The 19,512-nt window shown below is 59.0% G+C and carries 17 protein-coding genes and 1 pseudogene; 16 read left to right on the forward strand and 2 right to left on the reverse strand.

What is annotated here, in order from left to right; all coding sequences use genetic code 11:
- Positions 1–4 precede the first annotated feature (4 nt).
- From BN1115_RS20425 to BN1115_RS20495, 15 genes are all read left to right on the forward strand, one after another.
- Complete coding sequence (locus BN1115_RS20425; protein WP_042658617.1) at positions 5–2,224, forward strand: type IV pilus secretin PilQ; 2,220 nt, start codon at positions 5–7, stop codon at positions 2,222–2,224.
- Between the two features lie 191 nt (positions 2,225–2,415).
- Positions 2,416–2,934 (forward strand): shikimate kinase AroK, encoded by a 519-nt coding sequence (gene aroK, locus BN1115_RS20430; protein WP_005335014.1) that lies wholly within the window; start codon positions 2,416–2,418, stop codon positions 2,932–2,934.
- A 14-nt stretch (positions 2,935–2,948) separates the two neighbouring features.
- Complete coding sequence (gene aroB, locus BN1115_RS20435) at positions 2,949–4,031, forward strand: 3-dehydroquinate synthase (RefSeq protein WP_042658618.1); 1,083 nt, start codon at positions 2,949–2,951, stop codon at positions 4,029–4,031.
- Entirely contained in the window at positions 4,021–5,601 is a 1,581-nt protein-coding gene (locus BN1115_RS20440) for an SPOR domain-containing protein (protein WP_042658619.1), read from the forward strand. The genes aroB and BN1115_RS20440 overlap by 11 nt, the downstream gene beginning before the upstream one ends.
- Before the next feature lie 70 nt (positions 5,602–5,671).
- Positions 5,672–6,544: a Dam family site-specific DNA-(adenine-N6)-methyltransferase gene (locus BN1115_RS20445; protein ID WP_042658620.1), complete on the forward strand. Its 873-nt coding sequence runs from the start codon at positions 5,672–5,674 to the stop codon at positions 6,542–6,544.
- Between the two features lie 189 nt (positions 6,545–6,733).
- Positions 6,734–7,408: a ribulose-phosphate 3-epimerase gene (gene rpe, locus BN1115_RS20450; protein ID WP_042658621.1), complete on the forward strand. Its 675-nt coding sequence runs from the start codon at positions 6,734–6,736 to the stop codon at positions 7,406–7,408.
- A complete protein-coding gene (locus tag BN1115_RS20455; protein WP_042658622.1) occupies positions 7,395–8,063 on the forward strand; it encodes a phosphoglycolate phosphatase in 669 nt (222 codons plus the stop codon). Before rpe ends, BN1115_RS20455 begins: the two co-directional genes overlap by 14 nt.
- Positions 8,064–8,105: 42 nt before the next feature.
- On the forward strand, positions 8,106–9,110 hold the full coding sequence (trpS, locus tag BN1115_RS20460; RefSeq protein WP_042658623.1) for a tryptophan--tRNA ligase: 1,005 nt from the start codon (positions 8,106–8,108) through the stop codon (positions 9,108–9,110).
- 117 nt (positions 9,111–9,227) lie between these two features.
- The gene (locus BN1115_RS20465; protein ID WP_033137571.1) at positions 9,228–9,443 is read left to right on the forward strand and encodes a hypothetical protein; all 216 of its coding nucleotides are present in this window, start codon (positions 9,228–9,230) and stop codon (positions 9,441–9,443) included.
- A 21-nt stretch (positions 9,444–9,464) separates the two neighbouring features.
- Complete coding sequence (locus tag BN1115_RS20470) at positions 9,465–10,046, forward strand: aminodeoxychorismate synthase component II (RefSeq protein WP_042658624.1); 582 nt, start codon at positions 9,465–9,467, stop codon at positions 10,044–10,046.
- Between the two features lie 276 nt (positions 10,047–10,322).
- Entirely contained in the window at positions 10,323–11,540 is a 1,218-nt protein-coding gene (locus BN1115_RS20475) for an aspartate aminotransferase family protein (RefSeq protein WP_042658625.1), read from the forward strand.
- Positions 11,541–11,616: 76 nt separating this feature from the next.
- Complete coding sequence (gene astA, locus BN1115_RS20480; RefSeq protein WP_042658626.1) at positions 11,617–12,636, forward strand: arginine N-succinyltransferase; 1,020 nt, start codon at positions 11,617–11,619, stop codon at positions 12,634–12,636.
- Between the two features lie 72 nt (positions 12,637–12,708).
- Positions 12,709–14,178: a succinylglutamate-semialdehyde dehydrogenase gene (gene astD / locus BN1115_RS20485; RefSeq protein ID WP_042658627.1), complete on the forward strand. Its 1,470-nt coding sequence runs from the start codon at positions 12,709–12,711 to the stop codon at positions 14,176–14,178.
- Positions 14,179–14,369: 191 nt separating this feature from the next.
- On the forward strand, positions 14,370–15,167 hold the full coding sequence (locus BN1115_RS20490; RefSeq protein ID WP_042658628.1) for a DUF1338 domain-containing protein: 798 nt from the start codon (positions 14,370–14,372) through the stop codon (positions 15,165–15,167).
- 233 nt (positions 15,168–15,400) lie between these two features.
- Positions 15,401–15,661, forward strand: coding sequence for a hypothetical protein (locus tag BN1115_RS20495; protein ID WP_042063871.1), 261 nt, complete (start codon positions 15,401–15,403; stop codon positions 15,659–15,661).
- 89 nt (positions 15,662–15,750) lie between these two features.
- Here the strand turns inward: BN1115_RS20495 and BN1115_RS20500 are convergent, their stop codons facing one another.
- On the reverse strand, positions 15,751–16,347 hold the full coding sequence (locus BN1115_RS20500) for an HAD family hydrolase (RefSeq protein ID WP_042658629.1): 597 nt from the start codon (positions 16,345–16,347) through the stop codon (positions 15,751–15,753).
- 184 nt (positions 16,348–16,531) lie between these two features.
- Between BN1115_RS20500 and BN1115_RS20505 the strand changes: the two genes are divergently transcribed.
- Positions 16,532–17,908 (forward strand): MDR family MFS transporter, encoded by a 1,377-nt coding sequence (locus BN1115_RS20505; protein ID WP_175566100.1) that lies wholly within the window; start codon positions 16,532–16,534, stop codon positions 17,906–17,908.
- Here BN1115_RS20505 and BN1115_RS20510 read toward each other — a convergent pair.
- Positions 17,909–19,488 (reverse strand): annotated as a pseudogene (locus BN1115_RS20510) (alpha-glucosidase).
- Positions 19,489–19,512: the final 24 nt, after the last annotated feature.

Here is a 19,512-nt window from a genome sequence, read left to right on the forward strand (position 1 = left end):
AGCAATGAGAACAACAATCGAGCGTGTAACCAAAGTGGCTTTGCTGTTTTGCGCCAGCGCCGTCAGTCAGGCGTGGGCAGTGGCAACCCTGCAGGAGATCAAGGTTAATCCTCTGCTTGCTGATCAACTGCTGGTGGAGCTCAGTTTCAGTGAGCCGGTCACCGGCTTTACTGATCGTCTCTCTTATCAACCCAATCAACTGCTGTTGCATGTTCCCGGTGCGGTGGGGGCGCTCAAGGTCAACCCGCTGCCTATCCAGCGCCAGGGGGTGGATAATATCAAGGTGGAAGGCAAGGGTGCCGGTCTGGATATCAAGATCGCGCTCGATCAGCTGGCTCCCTATCAGGTACAGCAACAGGGTAACAAATTGCTGGTGTCATTGGGTGAGGGGGCGTCCTCCGGGCTCATCAATGGTGAGAGCGCCCTGATTGCACCCGCTACCTCGGTTACCCCGGTGTCAGCACCCTCTGCGATGGTGGCTACCACCTCCTCCTCGGCGTTGCTCAATCCTCAGGTTGTTGCCAGGTCGATGCCGGTTGCACCCGTGACAGCGCCTGTAGCAGCACAGCCCGCCAGCAAGCCGGTGCTCAACAACTATCAGAGCCGTGGGGGCGGCGCCTATTTCAATTCGGTTACCGGTGTGGATTTTCGTCGTGGCAAGGATGGTCAGGGGGAATTTCTGGTCACGCTGGATAACAGCTCGGCCGCCGTCGATGTGAGCAGTCGCGGCCAGACCGTTCTGGCCAAGTTTCATGGTACTCGGGTGCCCGATGGCTTGCTTAATCTGATCAATGTGCAGGATTTTGCAACGCCGGTCTCTCAGGTTGAAGTCTCTCGGCAGGGGAGCGATACCCTGTTTGAGCTGTCGATCAATGGTCAGTTTGATTACCGTTATGATCAGGCAGACAAGCTCTTCATTATCGAGGTGAAAAAGCGGACAACGGCCACTGCATCCAAGCAGTATCAGGGTAAACCCATCTCATTGAACTTCCAGGACATTCCTGTACGTACCGTGCTGCAGCTGATCGCTGACTTCAACAATCTCAATCTGGTGACCACAGATTCGGTGGGGGGCAATATTACGTTGCGTCTGGATGGGGTGCCATGGGAGCAGGCGCTCGACATCATTTTGAAGGTGCGGGGGCTGGACAAACGACTGGACAACAACATTCTGCTGGTGGCACCGGCCGAGGAAATTGCAGCCCGCGAGAAACAGCAGCTGGAGAGCCGCAATCAGGTTGCTGATTTGGCGCAGCTCTATACCGAATATCTGCAGATCAACTATGCCAAGGCGTCGGAAGTGGCGGCCCTGCTCTCTTCCGAAAGTACCAAGTTGCTGTCACCCCGTGGTGCGGTGAGCGTGGATGAGCGTACCAACGTGTTGGTGGTCAAGGATACCGCCGATGTCATCAGCAGCATCAAGCGGATGCTCGATATCCTCGATATTCCGGTTAAGCAGGTGGTGATCGAGGCGCGGATGGTGACCATTGATGACGGTTTTGATGAAGCGCTCGGGGTGCGTTGGGGCGTGACCAAAAACGATGGCCATGGCAACAGCACGTCCGGCTCCATCGAGGGGAATGATGGCTCTGGTAACGGAACAGGTACCAATACCAAGCCCTCCGTAGAGGATCGGATGAACGTTAACCTGCCGGTGACCAATGCGGCCGGTACTTTGGCCTTCCAGGTGGCCCGTCTGGCCGATGGTACCCTGCTGGATCTCGAGTTGTCGGCGCTGGAAAAAGAGAGCAAGGCCGAGATTATCGCCAGTCCGCGGGTGACCACGGCGAACCAGAAACCGGCACTGATCGAGCAGGGTACCGAGATCCCCTATGTGGAGTCCTCTTCCAGCGGGGCCACCTCGGTCACCTTCAAGAAGGCGGTGTTGAGTCTGAAGGTTACCCCGCAGATCACGCCAGATAATCGGGTTATTCTCGATCTGACCGTGACCCAGGATACCAAGGGTGAAACGGTACCGACCGGTACTGGGGATGCGGTTTCCATCAACGCCCAGTCCATCACCACCCAGGTGTTGGTGAACAATGGCGAGACGCTGGTGCTCGGCGGTATCTATCAGCAGACCATCAAGAGCGATGTAACCAAGGTGCCGCTGCTTGGTGATATTCCCGGATTGGGGGCCTTGTTCCGCAAGACCACCAGCGAGAACAAAAAGCGGGAATTGCTGATTTTTGTGACGCCCAAGATTGTCACCGACGCCTTCTGAATGCTTTACATGTAAGGGTAAAACACATATAACCTTACGCCCCAATGAGGCTGGGGCGTAAGGGCTGCGGTTGCCAGTCCCGATATCTATTGAGATAATCCCCCTCCTGATCCATCGCAAGATAAGGTTCATAGGTACCCCGATCCAGTATTCATCGGGGTCGTACAGTTTGTAATTACTAACGAAAAGACATGGCTGAGAAACGCAATATTTTCCTGATAGGTCCCATGGGTGCGGGCAAGAGCACCATAGGTAGACATCTGGCAGAACAACTGCATATGGAGTTTTTCGACTCAGATCATGAGATTGAGCGCCGCAGTGGTGCTGATATCGGCTGGGTGTTCGATGTTGAAGGCGAAGAAGGTTTCCGGATTCGCGAAGAGAAGGTGATCGGCGAATTGTCAGAGCAGCAGGGTATCGTGCTGGCGACGGGTGGCGGTGCCATCAAGAGTCGCGAAACCCGCAACAAGTTGTCTGCTCGTGGCATCGTGGTCTACCTCGAAACCACTATTGAAAAGCAGCTGGCGCGCACACAGCGAGACAAACGCCGCCCTCTGCTACAGACCGAAGAACCGGCACGCGAAGTGCTGGAACGTCTGGCACAAGAGCGCAATGCCCTGTATGAAGAGGTTGCCGACTTTGTTGTGCATACCGATGACCAGAGCGCAAAAATCGTTGCCAATCAAATTGTAAAGCTGATCGGTATGTAATCTAGAGGACGTCCATGGAACGGTTGAAGGTCGAACTGGGTGAACGCAGCTATCCCATCGAGATAGCTGCCGGGTTGTTGCAGCGCCCCGAGGCGCTGGTATCGACCATCAAGGGCAAGCGGGTGATGATCGTGACCAACACGGTCGTTGCTCCGCTCTATCTTGAACGGGTAACGGCCCTGCTGTCGGGTTTTCAGGTTGAACACCTGATCCTGCCTGACGGCGAGGCATACAAGAACCTGGCGACCTTTGAGCAGATCATGTCTGCTCTGCTTGAAACCAACCATGGACGCGATACGACGCTGATCGCTCTGGGGGGCGGCGTGATCGGGGATCTGGTGGGCTTTGCGGCAGCAAGCTATCAACGTGGCATTCCTTTTATCCAGATCCCGACCACCCTGCTCTCCCAGGTTGATTCCTCTGTCGGCGGTAAAACCGCTGTCAACCACCCCCTCGGCAAGAACATGATTGGGGCTTTTTATCAGCCCAAACAGGTTGTTATCGATACCGAATGTCTGAGTACCTTGCCTGCCCGCGAATTTGCCGCAGGGATGGCCGAGGTGATCAAGTACGGCATCATTTGGGATGCTGATTTCTTCAGCTGGCTGGAGCAGAACATGGTGCGTCTGCAACAGCTGGAACCTGCCGCGTTGGCTTACGCCATCAAACGCTGCTGCGAGATCAAAGCCGATGTAGTTGGTCAGGATGAGACCGAGCACGGCGTCCGTGCGCTGCTCAATCTGGGCCACACCTTTGGTCATGCCATCGAGGCCGAGCAGGGTTATGGTAACTGGCTGCACGGTGAGGCGGTATCAGCTGGCACCATGCTGGCTGCCTGGACTGCGCAGGCCCGTGGCGAGATGAGCGAAGCGGACGTTGAACGCGTGCGCGCCCTGCTGCTGGCCGCCAATTTGCCCATTCATGCTCCTGCCGAGATGGATTTTTCCGCCTTTATTCGCCATATGCGCCGTGACAAGAAGGTGCTGGAAGGCAAGCTGCGTCTGGTGTTGCCGGTTGGCATCGGCCATGCGCAGGTGGTGGGGGATGTGTCCGATGCTGAGTTGCTGGCGGTGATCGAGTCTGGTCGTGACGAATAAACTGCTAAAACTTCCTTCCCAGCGGCAGCTGGTTGACCGGCTGCTGCATCTGATTGAATTCAATCACCCTTTCGTTTTTCTCTCCGGTAAACCCGGTTGTGGTCGCGGTACCCTGTGCGAATCCCTGCTTGGCGTGTTGCCGGAAAAAGTGCGGGTGGTGAGCCTGATCGGTACGCCAGCCATGAAGATGGTGGATGTGCGCCAGCTGTTGCTGCCACAGGTGGTGGCGCGGCCGCTGTTCAATCCACAGGATGCATTGGCAGAGAGCTTCTTTCGTATGCTGGAGGGGAGCAAGCCTGCCACCCTGCTGCTGATGATCGAGCGGGCGGACCAGTTACCAGCCGAGCTACTGGGAGAGTTGTGGGCGATCATCCGTCATAACGATTCTCTGGCTGCGCCCCATCAGCTGGCCATTATCGTCTCGGGCAGTGACGTCTGGTGTCGTACCCAACGACTGCAGCTCAAAGGGCGCGCCATGCCAGCCCTTGAGCTGGAAGTGCCGCCCCTGAGCCCGCCCGAGCAGCGCATCTTCTTGTATGAGAAAGCCAAAGAGCTCAAGATCCCGGCGACCCTCTTGCCCAAGCCGCAAGTGGAGGAGATCCTGAAAACGGCGAACGGACATCCGTCCACCATCATGCAGTTACTGGAGGATATCATGACCGACAGAAGGCCCAAGAAGCGTCAGGCGGAGTTGCCTGTCAAGAAGATTGCCACCGCTATCGCGCTGGTCGCTGGCGGCCTGCTGGCGATGAGCTACCTGCTGCCTGCGCTGTTTGACAATGAAAGCAAACCGGCGCTGCAGGATCCTGTGCAGAACACTGCATTGCCGATCCCGGTAGCGGGAGGCGATCCCCTCACCGCAGGCGACTCGAATACCGATGCTGCTGCGCAAGGCGTACAAGACAGTGATGCAGCCAGCAATCCCAACGGGGTGGTGAAGGATTGGCAGCCGGAAGCAAAAGTGCTGCCCAAATCGGTGGAGAGCGAAACCGTGACCACCGAATCAACCAATTACGAAGGGCGTCGGGTGGTGATCTCTGACGAGGTCGTGCAAAAGCTGATGACCGAACCCAAGGTGAGCGGCGCACTGCCTACTGACGTGGTGGACGAGCTGACCGGCAAGACCCCGAACGGCGCAACCACCAGTGGCGCTATCGCAACCACAGCGCCAGCCAGCACCAGCAAGGCACAGAGCCCAGTGACAACCCCAACACTTGCGGCTACCACCAACACCGCCAGCAGCGAGCCGGTTGCCGCGCCCGCACCCAAGGTCGCCCTGACACCGGTCGCCACCTTGAACAAGAAGCCGCGCAACCATTACAGCGTTCAGCTGATGGGGGCGAGCAACACCAAGGCGGTGGATCAGTTTGTCGCCGAGCATGGTCTGGCGGGCAAGGTATGGGTCTATCAGACCAAGTTCCGTGGCAGCCCCTGGTACGTGGTGCTGCAAGGGGATTATGCCGGTCTGACCCAGGCCAAGAGTGCCATTCGCAAGCTCTCGCCTGCCTTGTTGAAAGGTCAGCCCTGGCCCAAGTCGTTTGCACAGGTACAAAAAGAGCTGAAGCAATAGCCTTGATACCGGATAAGGGGGTAGAATCGTCCCCCTTTTTGGGTCTTGCCTTCTTACACACCGGATTTCCATGAAAAAAACACGCGCTTTTTTAAAATGGGCCGGGGGAAAATACTCCCTGGTTGAAGAGATTGCCGAGCGCCTGCCGGCCGGGCGTGTGTTGCTGGAGCCCTTCGTCGGGGCCGGGTCTGTGTTTCTCAACACCGACTACGACGCGTATGTGCTCAACGACATCAATCCGGATCTGATCTGCCTGTACAACCACCTCAAGCTGACGCCTGACCGATTCATCGCCGAGGCGCGCAAGATGTTTGTGGCTGAACACAACCACAAAGCTGCCTATTACCGGCTGCGTACCCAGTTCAATCAGACCGAGACTACCTTCGAGCGGGCACTGTTGTTCCTGTTTCTCAACCGTCACGGTTTCAACGGACTGTGCCGCTACAACAAGAAGGGCGGCTTCAACGTGCCGTTCGGTTCCTACAAGAAGCCCTATTTCCCGGAAAAAGAGCTGTGGGCCTTTGCCGAAAAGGCGCAGAAGGCGACCTTTATCTGCGAGAGCTACGCCGATGCCATCAAGCGGGCCGAAGAGGATTGGGTGATCTACTGTGATCCTCCCTATGCGCCGCTCTCCACGACCGCCAGCTTTACCAGCTATGCCTCCGGCGGTTTTACCCTGGATGATCAGGCGATCCTGGCGCGACTGGCTCGTCACACTGCCGCTCACAAAGGGGTGCCGGTGCTGATCAGCAACCACGATATCGAGCTGACCCGTGAGCTCTATCGCGGTGCCCGTCTCGACGAGATTTTGGTCAAGCGCACCATCAGCCGCAACGGCGGCACCCGCAACAAGGTGGCCGAGTTGCTGGCGCTCTATCCGCCCGGAATCGAGCCGGAGCAGGGCTACTACCCCAGCGACAGCGAACTGCTGCCACTGGCGTAACAGACAATGCGGCGCCCAGGGGCGCCGTTTTTTATGGGCGAGTCAGCGCCCGTGCCGATGTCCCATAACCCGGGTGGCTGGGGGAGGGGAGGCGATTGCCCCATTTACCCCGCATTCGAGTCGTTTTCGCCCGCCTTTTACGTTAAAATTGCGCCGCTTTTTCTCCCTGGCTGCCAATGGATGATGCTGATGAAAGACTTTCTGATTGCCCCCTCGATCCTCTCTGCCGATTTTGCCCGTCTGGGTGACGATGTCGCCAAGGTACTGGCTGCCGGTGCCGATGTGGTTCACTTCGACGTGATGGACAACCACTATGTCCCCAATCTGACTATTGGCCCCATGGTCTGTCAGGCGCTGCGTGACTTTGGTATCGAGGCCCCCATCGACGTGCACCTGATGGTCAAGCCGGTGGATCGCATCATTCCCGATTTTGCCAAGGCCGGTGCTTCCCTCATCACCTTCCATCCGGAAGCGTCCGACCACGTTGATCGCTCTCTGGGCCTGATCAAGGAGATGGGCTGCCAGGCGGGTCTGGTGCTCAATCCGGCCACCTCGCTCTCCTGCCTCGAGTATGTGATGGACAAGCTGGACGTGATCCTGCTGATGTCGGTCAACCCGGGCTTCGGTGGCCAGAGCTTTATCCCCGGCACCCTCGACAAGCTGCGTCAGGTGCGTCGTCTGATCAACGAGAGCGGCCGCGATATCCGCCTCGAGATCGATGGTGGGGTCAAGGTCGACAACATCCGCGAGATCGCCGAAGCGGGCGCCGACATGTTCGTCGCCGGCTCTGCCATTTTCAGCCAGCCTGACTACAAGGCGGTGATTGACAAGATGCGTGCGGAGCTGGCTCATGTCACACGCTGAGCGCGCATTTGATTTGGTGCTGTTTGATCTGGACGGCACCCTGATTGACAGCGCCGCCCAGCTGGCGCTGGCGGTCAATCTGACGCTGACCGATCTGGGTCTGGCGCAGGCCGATGAAGCCGTGATCCGTACCTGGGTCGGCAACGGGGCCGACAAGCTGATCCAGCGGGCGCTCGCCTATCGCGAGGCCGACCCCGAGCTGTTTGCCAAGGCTCGCCCGATCTTTTTCCAGCACTACAACGCCTGCCTGTTGCAAGGGCTGGCGATGTATGACGGGGTGGCGCAGAGTCTGCGTCGCCTGCAAACCCTGGGCTACAAACAGGCGATCGTGACCAACAAGCCGAGTGACTTCGTGGCACCGATCCTCGATGCCCTTGGCATCAGCGATTGTTTCGCGCTCTGGCTCGGTGGCAACTGCGTGCCGGTCAAGAAGCCGAGCCCGGAGCCGCTGCTGCACGCCTGCCAGGAGTTGGGGGTGAGCCCGGCTCGCACCCTGATGGTGGGCGACTCCGAAAATGACGTGCTGGCGGCCAAGGCGGCTGGTATGAAGGTGGTGGGGCTCACCTACGGTTACAACTATGGCCGCCCCATCGCCGACTCCCGGCCTGACTGGGTGTTCGAACATTTTTCCCAGCTCGATGCGCTGCTGAGCTAATCGCACCGCGGGACTGGCTGAATAACAAGGATTAACACTCTCATGACCAAACCAATCGTATTGAGCGGGGCGCAACCCTCCGGCCAACTGACCATCGGCAACTACATGGGGGCCCTGCGTCAGTGGGTCAACATGCAGGATGAGTTCGACTGCCTCTACTGCATCGTCGACTTGCACGCCATCACCACCCGTCAGGATCCGGTTGCCCTGCGCAAGGCCTGCCTGGATGCGGCCGCCCTTTATCTGGCGGTCGGTATCGATCCCAAGAAGAGCACCGTCTTCATCCAGTCGCACGTGCCGCAGCACGCCGAGCTGGGCTGGATCCTCAACTGCTACACCCAGATGGGTGAGCTGTCGCGCATGACCCAGTTCAAGGACAAGTCCGCCCGTTTCGAGAACAACGTCAACGTCGGCCTGTTCGGTTATCCGGTGCTGATGGCCGCTGACATCCTGCTCTATCAGGCCAATCAGGTGCCGGTCGGCAACGACCAGAAGCAGCATCTGGAGCTGACCCGCGACATCTGCACCCGTTTCAACAACCTCTATGGTGAGGTGTTCACCCTGCCGGAGCCCTTCATTCCGACCGAAGGGGCGCGGGTGATGAGCCTGCAGGATCCGACCAAGAAGATGTCCAAGTCGGATGACAACGAGGCCAACTTCATCGGTCTGCTGGAAGATCCCAAGCAGATCGTCAAGAAGATCAAGCGTGCAGTGACCGACTCCGACGAGCCGGCAGTGGTACGGTTCGATCCGGAGAACAAACCGGGTGTTTCCAACCTGCTGACCCTGATGTCCGGCGTCACCGGCCGCTCCATCCCCGAGCTGGAGCTGCACTTCGAAGGCAAGATGTACGGGCACCTCAAGACCGAGACCGCCGAAGCCGTGGTTGCGCTGCTGGAACCGATCCAGGCGCGTTTCCACGAGTTGCGTCAGGATGAGGCCCATCTGATCGCGATTCTGGCCGAAGGGGCACAAAAGGCGCGTGAAAGAGCTGAAAAAACCCTGACCAGCGTATATGATGTAGTCGGCTTCGTTCCTCGAGCCTGACATACTGGGAAGGTGTAGTAGAAGAGAGCTGGGTATTTGCCTGGCTTTCTTTATTTTCTGACCGGCTATTTGTTTAATTTATTTATTTCACCGTGGGTAATATCCCCAAGAGAAAGCATGTCTGTTCAACCAACTATTTCTGCTGAAGAGCTGAGTGACAAAGGTCACTGGCTACGTAAATTTCGCAAGGCGAAAAACCTCAATACCCTGCAGTTGATGGTCTCCAATGCCATCGACAAGCACCATAAAACCCCTGCCGTTGCTGCTGCCATCTATCTGGCCGAGTGTCAGCGTGAACGGGAAATGGAACAGGGTCGTTATCTCGATCGTTAATTCTCCGCTGTTGGTTATCTCATGCTGTTGTTGATCGATAACTACGACTCTTTTACCTGGAACCTGGTGCAATATTTCGGCGCCCTGGGACAAGAAGTTGTGGTCAGGCGTAATGATGAACTGACGCTGGATACCATAGCGCAGCTATCTCCTCGTTATTTGGTTATATCCCCTGGACCTTGCACGCCCAATGAGGCGGGGATCTCCCTCGACGCCATTCGCCACTTCGCTGGCAAGTTGCCCATTCTCGGTGTCTGTCTCGGTCATCAGTCGCTGGCGCAAGCCTTCGGTGCCAGGGTGGTGCGTGCCCGTCAGGTGATGCACGGCAAAACCTCGCTCATCCGCCATCGGGATGAGGGAGTGTTCAAGGGGCTCAACAACCCGCTGCGGGTGACCCGTTACCACTCGCTGGTGGTGGAGCGCGACACGCTACCCGATTGCTTCGAGATCACCGCCTGGAGCGAGCATGCCGATGGCGCGTTTGACGAGATCATGGGGCTGCGCCACAAGACACTTCCTGTCGAAGGGGTTCAGTTCCATCCGGAGAGTATTTTGAGCGAGCAGGGCCATCAGTTGCTGGCCAATTTTCTGGCGCATACATAAAAAGTTGTGATCGCCTTCTCAAGTTCGAGAGAAGGCAAAAAAAATTTCCCTGACACTTTATTCACCCCCTCTCCTGCCCAAATTATCTCTTGCCAAGCCCCCCTGAGTCGTTATGCAATGCGGTTGCCTAAAATCTCAAGGTCAATCGAACATTGTTCCTCATAGGCCGTCTTGTTACAGACTTTTTACTTTATTTCTGTGATAATCCCGTCACGTTTACACGGATTTAACTTTTGGGCGGTGGATTATTCTGTCGCCGAATCGAAGGAGAGCTATATGTCAGAGTTGTTGGCAGTGACACGTGAAGTGTTTGATGAAGTGATGGTTCCCAACTATGCGCCCGCCAAGATCATCCCGGTGCGTGGTGAAGGGTCACGTGTCTGGGATCAGGAAGGGCGCGAGTACATCGACTTCGCCGGTGGCATCGCCGTTAACGGCCTGGGTCACTGTCATCCCAAGCTGGTCGAGGCGCTGAAAACCCAGGGCGAAAAGCTGTGGCACCTCTCCAACGTGATGACCAACGAGCCGGCCCTGCGTCTGGCCAGGAAACTGGTCGCCGCCACCTTTGCCGACAAGGTCTACTTTTGCAACTCCGGTGCCGAAGCGAACGAAGCCGCTCTCAAACTGGCCCGCCGCTACGCCATCGAGAAGTTTGGCGAGCAGAAGACCCAGATCATCGCCTTCAATCAGGGTTTCCACGGTCGTACCTTCTTTACCGTTAGCGTCGGTGGCCAGGCTGCCTATTCCGATGGCTTCGGCCCCAAGCCCGGTGATATCACCCATGTTCCCTACAACGATCTGGCGGCACTGGCTGCGGTGATCTCCGACAACACTTGCGCCGTGGTGATGGAGCCGCTGCAGGGCGAGGGCGGCATCATTCGTCCTACCGACGAGTTTGCCAAAGGGGTGCGCGAGCTGTGCGACAAACACAATGCCCTGCTGGTGTATGACGAAGTGCAGTCAGGGGTCGGCCGTACCGGTGATCTCTACGCCTATATGGGGCTCGGCGTCACGCCGGACATCCTCACCAGCGCCAAGGCACTGGGGGGCGGTTTCCCCATCGGCGCCATGCTGACCACCGATGAGATCGCGGCTTACCTGAAAGTGGGCACTCACGGCTCTACCTACGGCGGCAACCCGCTGGCCTGTGCGGTCGCCGAAGCGGTGATCGACGTGATCAATACCCCCGAAGTGCTGAGCGGCATCAAGCAGCGCGAACAGCTGTTCCGCGACGGGCTCGAGGCGATCAACGCCAAATACCACTGCTTCAGCGAAGTGCGTGGCAAGGGGTTGCTGCTGGGCGCCGTGCTGAACGACGACTACAAGGGGCGCTCGCGCGACTTCCTGCTGGCCTCTATCGATAAGGGGTTGATGGCTTTGGTGGCCGGTACCAACGTGGTCCGTTTTGCTCCTTCACTGGTGATCCCGGAAGCGGACATCAAGGAAGGGTTGGCCCGTTTCGAGAAGGCGGTTGCCCAGGTGGTTAACGCCTGATTTCAAATTGAGGTGGGGAGCTCTCCCGGCAGGAGCCGGGACCCCACCTGTCGTCAATGAAAGGGAGTTGTCATTTATGTTGGTTATCCGTCCCATCGAGCAAAAAGATTTTGCCGGGCTCAAGACCTGCGCCATCGAGTCCGGCACCGGCATGACCTCGTTGCCCGTCAACGATGAGCTGCTGCAGCGCAAGATTGACGCCTCTACCCAGACTTTTTCCGACAAGCCTGCTGGCAAAGGGGACTGCCTCTACTTCTTCGTGGCCGAGGATCTGGAGACCGGCGAGATGGTGGGCACCTGCGCCATCGATGCCGCGGTGGGTCTCTCCCAGCCGTTTTACAACTACCACATCGGCAAGGTGGTGCACTCTTCACCCAAGCTCGGCATCTACAACGTCGTTGAAACCCTGACCCTCTCCAACGACTACACCGGCAACTCCGAGCTCTGCACCCTGTTCTTGCGCGAATGTGCCCGCGAGGGGCTCAACGGCCGCCTGCTCTCCAAGCACCGCTTTCTGTTTATGGCCGAGCACCCCGAGCTGTTTGACGAGACCGTCTTCGCCGAGATGCGTGGCGTCTCCGATGCCGACGGTCACAGCCCCTTCTACGAGTGGCTGCAAACCCACTTCTTCTCGATGGATTTTCCCACCGTCGACTATCTGACCGGCATCGGCAAGAAGCGCTTTATCGCCGAGCTGATGCCCAAGTACCCCATCTACGTCAATTTGCTGAGCAAAGAGGCGCGGGCCGTTATCGGCCAGACCCACGAGAAGACCCGTCCCGCCATCAAGATGCTGCAGGACGAGGGCTTCGTGAACCGTGGCTACGTCGATATCTTCGATGCGGGCCCCACCGTCGAGTGTGACGTGAAGAATATCCGCAGCGTGCGCCGCAGCAAGAAGCTGCGGGTGCTGGTGGGCGAGCCCATCGGTGGCAAGACCCACCTGCTCTGCAACAGCCGTTTCGAACATTACCGCGCCTGCTACGGCAATATCCGGGTCGATCTCGACAAGCACGAAGCCATCATCCCGCCCAAGATGGCGGCGGCACTCAAGGTGCAGGATGGCGACATGGTGCGGGTGGTTGACCTCGACTGAGGCAAACAGGACAAGCAAACCGATTATCAGACAGGCAGCCGAGGCTGCCTGCCAGCGACAGGGAGTGAATGGATGAGCCAGTCAGTGCAATTTATCGACGGTCAGTGGCTTGCCGGTGAAGGCAAGCCGTTCGAGTCAAAGGACCCGGCCAAGAACGAGGTGATCTGGCAGGGGGCTGCCGCCAGCGCGGCGCAAGTGGATGCTGCCGTCAAGGCCGCCCGCGCCGCCTTCTACCACTGGGCGGACATGAGCCTTGAGGATCGCCTGGCCATAGTGCGTCGTTATGCCGACCTGCTCGGCGAGCAGAAAGAGGCGCTGGCACTGACCATCGCCCGCGAAACCGGCAAACCGCTGTGGGAGACCCGTACCGAAGTAGCGGCCATGCAGGGCAAGATTGCCATCTCCATCCGTGCCCACGACGAGCGCACCGGCACCGTTGAAAATGCCATGCCGGGCGCCAAGGCGTTTGTCCGTCACAAGCCCCACGGTGTGGTGGCGGTGTTCGGCCCCTACAACTTCCCGGGCCATCTGCCCAACGGCCATATCGTGCCGGCGCTGATTGCGGGTAACGCCGTGGTGTTCAAACCCTCCGAGCTGACCCCCATGGTGGCCGAAGCCATGGTCAAGGTGTGGCAGGAGGCTGGGCTGCCCAAGGGCGTGCTCAATCTGGTGCAAGGGGAGGTCGAGACCGGCAAGGCGCTGGCTGGCAATCCCGATATAGACGGCCTCTTCTTCACCGGTTCGTCCCGCACCGGTCACTTCCTCCATCAGCAGTTTGCCGGTCAGCCGGGCAAAATTCTGGCTCTCGAGATGGGCGGCAACAACCCGCTGATCGTGAAAGACGTGAGCGACATCGACGGCGCCGTCCATGCCATCGTCCAGTCCGCCTTCATCACCTCCGGTCAGCGCTGCACCTGCTCGCGCCGTCTGTTTGTCGAGCGCGGCACCCGGGGCGATGCGCTGGTCAAGCGTCTGGTGGAGGTGGTCGGCCAGATCAAGGTCGGCCTCTATGACGCCACCGAGCAGCCGTTCATGGGCGCCATGATCAGCGAGCGAGCTGCGCTCGGCATGGTCGAGGCGCAAGCCAACCTGCAGCGCCTCGGTGGTGAGAACCTGCTTACCCTCAAGCACCTGGAAGCGGGTACCGGCTTTGTCTCCCCGGGTATTATCGACGTGACGGCAGTCAGCGCGCTGCCTGATGAAGAGTACTTCGGCCCGCTGCTGCAGCTCATTCGTTACGACGATTTTGATGCCGCCATCGATCAGGGTAACGCCACCCGTTATGGTCTCTCGGCCGGTCTGCTGGGTGATAACGAGGCGGACTGGCAGCACTTCTTCAAGCGGATCCGCGCCGGCATCGTCAACTGGAACAAGCCCATCACCGGAGCCTCCAGTGCCGCGCCGTTTGGTGGCGTGGGTGCCTCCGGCAACCACAGAGCGAGCGCCTACTACGCCGCTGATTACTGTGCGTATCCGGTTGCCTCTGTCGAAGACAGCAAAGCCGCTATGCCGGAGCAGCTGTCGCCTGGCTTGACGTTTTAAGAGCAAATGGGGATGCCAATGCAGCAGAGATGGCTCAACGCCGCCGACAACTGTGTCATATCCCCGGTTGCCTCCGTCGAAGACAGCAAGGCCGCCATGCCGGATCAGCTGTCGCCCGGCCTGCGCTTCTAATAACGACACGGGGCATCCAGCGGTGCCCCGATCTGTACCCGCAATCAAAGGAAAGAGAGATGCAAAAGGATATCGACACCCTGTTCAGCCATCTGTGGGACAACTACATCAAGGTGACCCCGAGCGCCCTCAAGGTGCACACCCTGCTGGGTGGCGGCGAGCCCATCGTCAACGATCACGTGGCGTTTCGTACCTACAACCTGCCCAAGCTGGGGCTGGCGAAGCTGGCCGCCCACTTCCTGGCGCTCGGTTACGAGCAGAAGGGCGAGTATGTGTTCAAGGCCAAGAAGCTCTACGCCAAGCACTTCGAGCATCAGGATCCGGACGCACCCAAGGTATTTATCAGCGAGCTGAAGGTGGAAGAGCTCTCCCCGGCTGCGCAGGCCATCATCCACCAGCTGGCGGATCAGGTGCCCGATCATCTGACCGATACCCCGGCATTTCTCTACACCGGTGCCCCCTGGCAGGTCTCCTATGCCGATTACCAGACCCTGCTGGCGGAGAGCGAGTATGCGGCCTGGATGGCGGCATGGGGCTATCGTGCCAACCACTTCACGGTCAATATCAACAAGTTGAAGGATTTCGACACCATCCATCAGGTCAATGCGGCACTGAAGGCTGCGGGTTTTGTCCTCAACAGCGTGGGTGGCGAGGTGAAGGGAGACCCGCAGGTGATGCTGGAGCAATCCTCCACCATGGCCGACAAAGCCGAGGTGCCGTTCAGTGATGGGGTGCGTACCATCCCGAGCTGCTTCTACGAGTTTGCCCTGCGCTACCCGCAGGCGGATGGCGTGCTCTATCCGGGCTTTGTCGAGGCGTCGGCCGACAAGATCTTCGAGTCGACGAATGCCATGTAACGGGAACCACCCTGTTTCAGTCGCAACGCCTCCTCGCCGGAGGCGTTTTGTTTGGCGCCGAGTGAGGGTGGCGGGTGTTGCCTGACACCTCAGTGAAAGGGATTTGTACGGCGCCCAACTGATAAAGATTTGTTGATAAAAATGTGAACGAGATCACCTGACGCGCCACAGATTGACGCAGGCGGTGGAGCAAAAAGGAGTAGAATGACGCTTTATTTTTGCGGGGCCAATCGATGCCTAACTATCACTTTTTCAAGCAGGGTCAGGCGCTTACCTATCTAGATGCCAATGCGCCCAGCTATAGCGATGAGCGTCGTCAACTGGTTGAACAGGGATTTGCCGCCATCGCCGCCCCCACCTTTGCAGATACCCCGGCCCAAGCCCTTGAGCTGCTGCGCACTCATCAGGCGCTGCAAGATGAGGCGCAGGCCAACGCCCTTTGCCTGACGGTGGCCGCTATTCCGGCGGCGATCGCCGCGCTGACCGGGCACTGAACCTCGCCAGCGCCATGCCCGCGTAGGTAAAAAGAGGGTGCCATGGTCATGGCACCCTCTTATCGGTTTGCCTGCTTGCCCTGAGCCGTTTACCGCTGGTGCAGATCACCTTCGATAACCAGCACTGTATCCATCCCTGCCGCCTTGCCTGCTTCAAGGCCGATACGGGTATCTTCAAAGACTAGACAGTTAGCTGGATTGGCCCCCAGCTGTTCGGCCACTTTCAGAAATGTATCCGGGTGAGGCTTGTGATTGGTGACATCATCGGCACTGACCACCACCGAGATATAGGCATCGAGCCCGGTACTTTTCAGGATGGAGTCCGCCTGACTGCGCGGTGAGCCGGTGCCAATTCCCATCTTCACCTTGCCGTGATAGTGCCTGACCAGCTCCCACATCTTGGGAAAGACGCAAACCTTGTCGATATGTGCCATATAGAGGGCAATCTTGCGGTGGGTAAAGGCCTCGACATCCACCGTCAACCCCTGCTGCTCGGCCAACATGGCGATGATCTTGCGGGTGGGAATACCGCCGTACTGATAGAGCTGCTCCCGCTCGAAGGGGATGCCGAACTCGGCACAGGTGAGTTCCCAGGCATCCAGATGAAGGGGCATGGAATCCACCAGAGTGCCATCCATATCGAAAATCAGGGCATCGTAGTGATCAAACCGGTACTGCTCGTTCATGGGGACTCCTCGGACTGAATTCGGACTAAATAGCGCAGGCTAACAGAACCGGTCGGCAGTTTGTGGGATCTGCTTCATGGTTGGGCAGATTGTGGCCGCCGTTTTTTCTATCTCTTGCTGATTTGTGAGACAATAATCCGTTCATTGCCGGATACTTTGGCATATCAGATCAGCGAGTCCGCTTATGACCTCGAAAATATCCCCCAAAACCATTTTCTCCAGTGTGGCGCTGGTGATCGCGCTCGGTTCACTGGAAAAGAGCATCGTCACCACCCCGCTGCCCATGATTGGCGCCGAGCTGCACGCCGGTGCTGCCCTCACCTGGGTGGTGACCGCCTACCTGCTGGCGGCCACCGCCGTGCTGCCCCTCTATGGCAAACTGAGCGATCTGTTTGGCCGGGTGCGGATGCTCAATATCGGCATCGGCCTGTTTCTGGCGGGCTCGGTGGCCTGCGCGCTCTCCCAGGATCTGCCGACCCTGCTGGCGGCCAGGGTGCTGCAAGGACTGGGCGGCGGCGGCCTGATTGCCCTCGCGTTTACCGTGATTGCCGACACCATACCGCCACGGGAGGTGGGCAAGTATCAGGGCTACATTTCGGCGGTCTATGCGGTCTCCAGCATCGCGGGCCCCTTGCTTGGCGGCTACTTTACCGAGCAGCTCAGCTGGCGCTGGATCTTCTGGATCAACCTGCCGCTCGGGGCGCTGGCTGTCTTCCTCATCAACCGCAACCTCAAGCAGCTCAACGTTCGTCGTCACAGCCGCTTCGACTGGAAGGGGGCGGCGCTGCTGATTATCGTCACCACCCTGACCCTGTTGTTGCTCTCGCCGGAGACCGCCCTGCCCGCCGTCTTGCTGGCGAGTGCGCTGGCGGTCTCGCTGCTGCTGTTGATCCTGATTGAGCGACGGGCTCACGATCCCATCCTGCCCGCCCATCTGGCGCGGCTGCCCGGCTATCTGGTGAGCGTGCTGCTGGTGATGCTCTCCCAGTTGCTGATGTTTGCCGTGCTGGTCTATCTGCCGCTGCAGATGCAGTGGCAGAAGGGGCTGAGCGCGAGCGAGAGCGGGGTGAGCATGGTGATCTTCATGATCTGCATCACCGCTGGAGCTTTTGTCGGCGGCAAGCTGATTGGCCGTACCGGTCACTACAAGAGCTTTGTTGCGGTGGGGTTTGCGCTGGCCGCGGTGGCGCTCTGGCAGATCCACTTCGATGCCTGGGTCAAGCTGGCCCTCGGGTTTGCCGGTCTGGGTTTGGGTCTGGTGCTGCCCGCCCTCTCGGTGGTGGTACAGAATGCCCTGCCACGGGAAGATCGCGGTATCGGCATGTCGCTGTTCAACTTCGGCCGTGAGCTCGGCGGAGCCGTCGGCGTGGCCATCTGCTCCATGCTGTTCAATGCCCAGCTGCCTGCTGGCAGTGCCAGTCAGCTCAGCGCCTTGAGCCCGCAGCTGCTGGCCCCCGGCTTCAGTGCCACCTATATCGGAATGGCGATCATCGCTACGTTTGCGCTGCTGCTGACCCTGCTGGCGTTGAAGCGCCACGAGCTGGCTACTATCAGCGCCTGATCAGCCGTGTAGCCATACCGCGCATTGGTAAGGAGCAAACAGCGGTTCAGGCTGAGTGGGGTAGTTACTGATCAGCAGGGTGGCGCCTTGTTCCACCTGTTCAACGTGCGGCATCGGCAAGGGATTCGCGGTGAGATTGGCGAGTAGCAGCAGGGTGTGCCTCGCTCCGCTGGCCGGATCCTGCCAGTGGCGGCGATAGCCAATGCGCTCGGGGTCATCCCCATCCAGCAGCTCGAACTCGCCGTGGCGAATGACCGGGTGAGCCTTGCGCAGGGCGATGAGTTGGCGATAGCAGTGAAACGGCGAGTCGGGGCGGGCCAGCTGCTCGGCGGCATTTATCTCGAGGTGGTTGGCGTTGAGAGCAATCCAGGGCGCGGCCGTGCTGAATCCGGCGTGGGGGCCTGCGTCCCACTGCATCGGGGTGCGAGCGTTGTCGCGGCCGATGGCATCGAGTCGCCGGTTCAGCTCGGCAGGAGCCAGCCCCGATTGGCTGGCGCGGTAGTTGATTGCCTCCACATCGCGCAGCTCGTCGGCCTGCCAGTGGCGATTGGTCATGGCCAGCTCCTCCCCCTGATAGATAAAAGGGGTGCCCTGCATCATGTGCAGCACCGTGGCCCACAGCTTGGCGCTGGTTTCACGCCACTCGGGTCTGTCATCGCCAAAGCGGGAGACGGCGCGGGGCAGGTCGTGGTTATTCAGAAACAGGCTGTTCCAACCCCGCCCGTGCAGCCCTGCTGGTGGCGGGCCATGGCCCGTTTGAAGGCGAGAGGATCGAAGCGGGAGGTCCACTTGTCACTGCCCAGCCCCAGATGCTCGAAGTTGAACACCATACTGAACTCGCTGCCATCTGTGCTGGAGTAGCACTGCATATGGGCGAGATCGGCCCCCCAGGTCTCCCCCACCGTGATGATCCCCTTGCCGCCGAAGCTGGCAGCATTGAGCTCGCGGATATAGTCGTGCAGGTGCGGGCCGTTGCTCATGGCAAGCCGGTCCCAATCCTTGCTCACCATGTCTATCACATCGAAGCGAAATCCCTTGATCCCTTTGCCCAGCCAGAAGTTGATCACCTGTGCCATTTCGGCGCGCACCGCCGGGTTGTCCCAGTCCAGATCGGCCTGACTCACATCGAAGTTGTGCAGGTAGTAACGATCAAGCGCCGGCACATACTGCCAGCCGCTGCCACCGAAGATGGAGGTGACCGGGTGGGCATCTACAAAGGCCTGGTCGCGAAACACGTAGTAGCCCTGATAGCGGGGATCGCCGGCCAGCGCCTGCACAAACCACTCATGCTCGGTGGAGGTGTGGTTGGCGACGATATCCATCATAAGGCCGATGCCGTGAGCGGCCGCGTCGGCTATCAGCTGCTCCATCTCGGTCAGGGTGCCGAAGGCGGGGTCGATGGCGCGGTAGTCCGCCACGTCGTAGCCGTTGTCCCGCTTGGGGGAGCGATAGATGGGGGTGAGCCACAGCATATCGACACCAAGCTGTGCCAGATAGTCGAGGCGCTGACGGATGCCGTTGATATCCCCCATGCCGTCGCCATCGCTGTCCTGAAAACTCATGGGGTAGATCTGGTAGATGACGCATAGATGGTCGCCCCGGTT

This window comes from Aeromonas allosaccharophila (assembly GCF_000819685.1).
Classification (GTDB): Bacteria; Pseudomonadota; Gammaproteobacteria; order Enterobacterales; family Aeromonadaceae; genus Aeromonas; species Aeromonas allosaccharophila.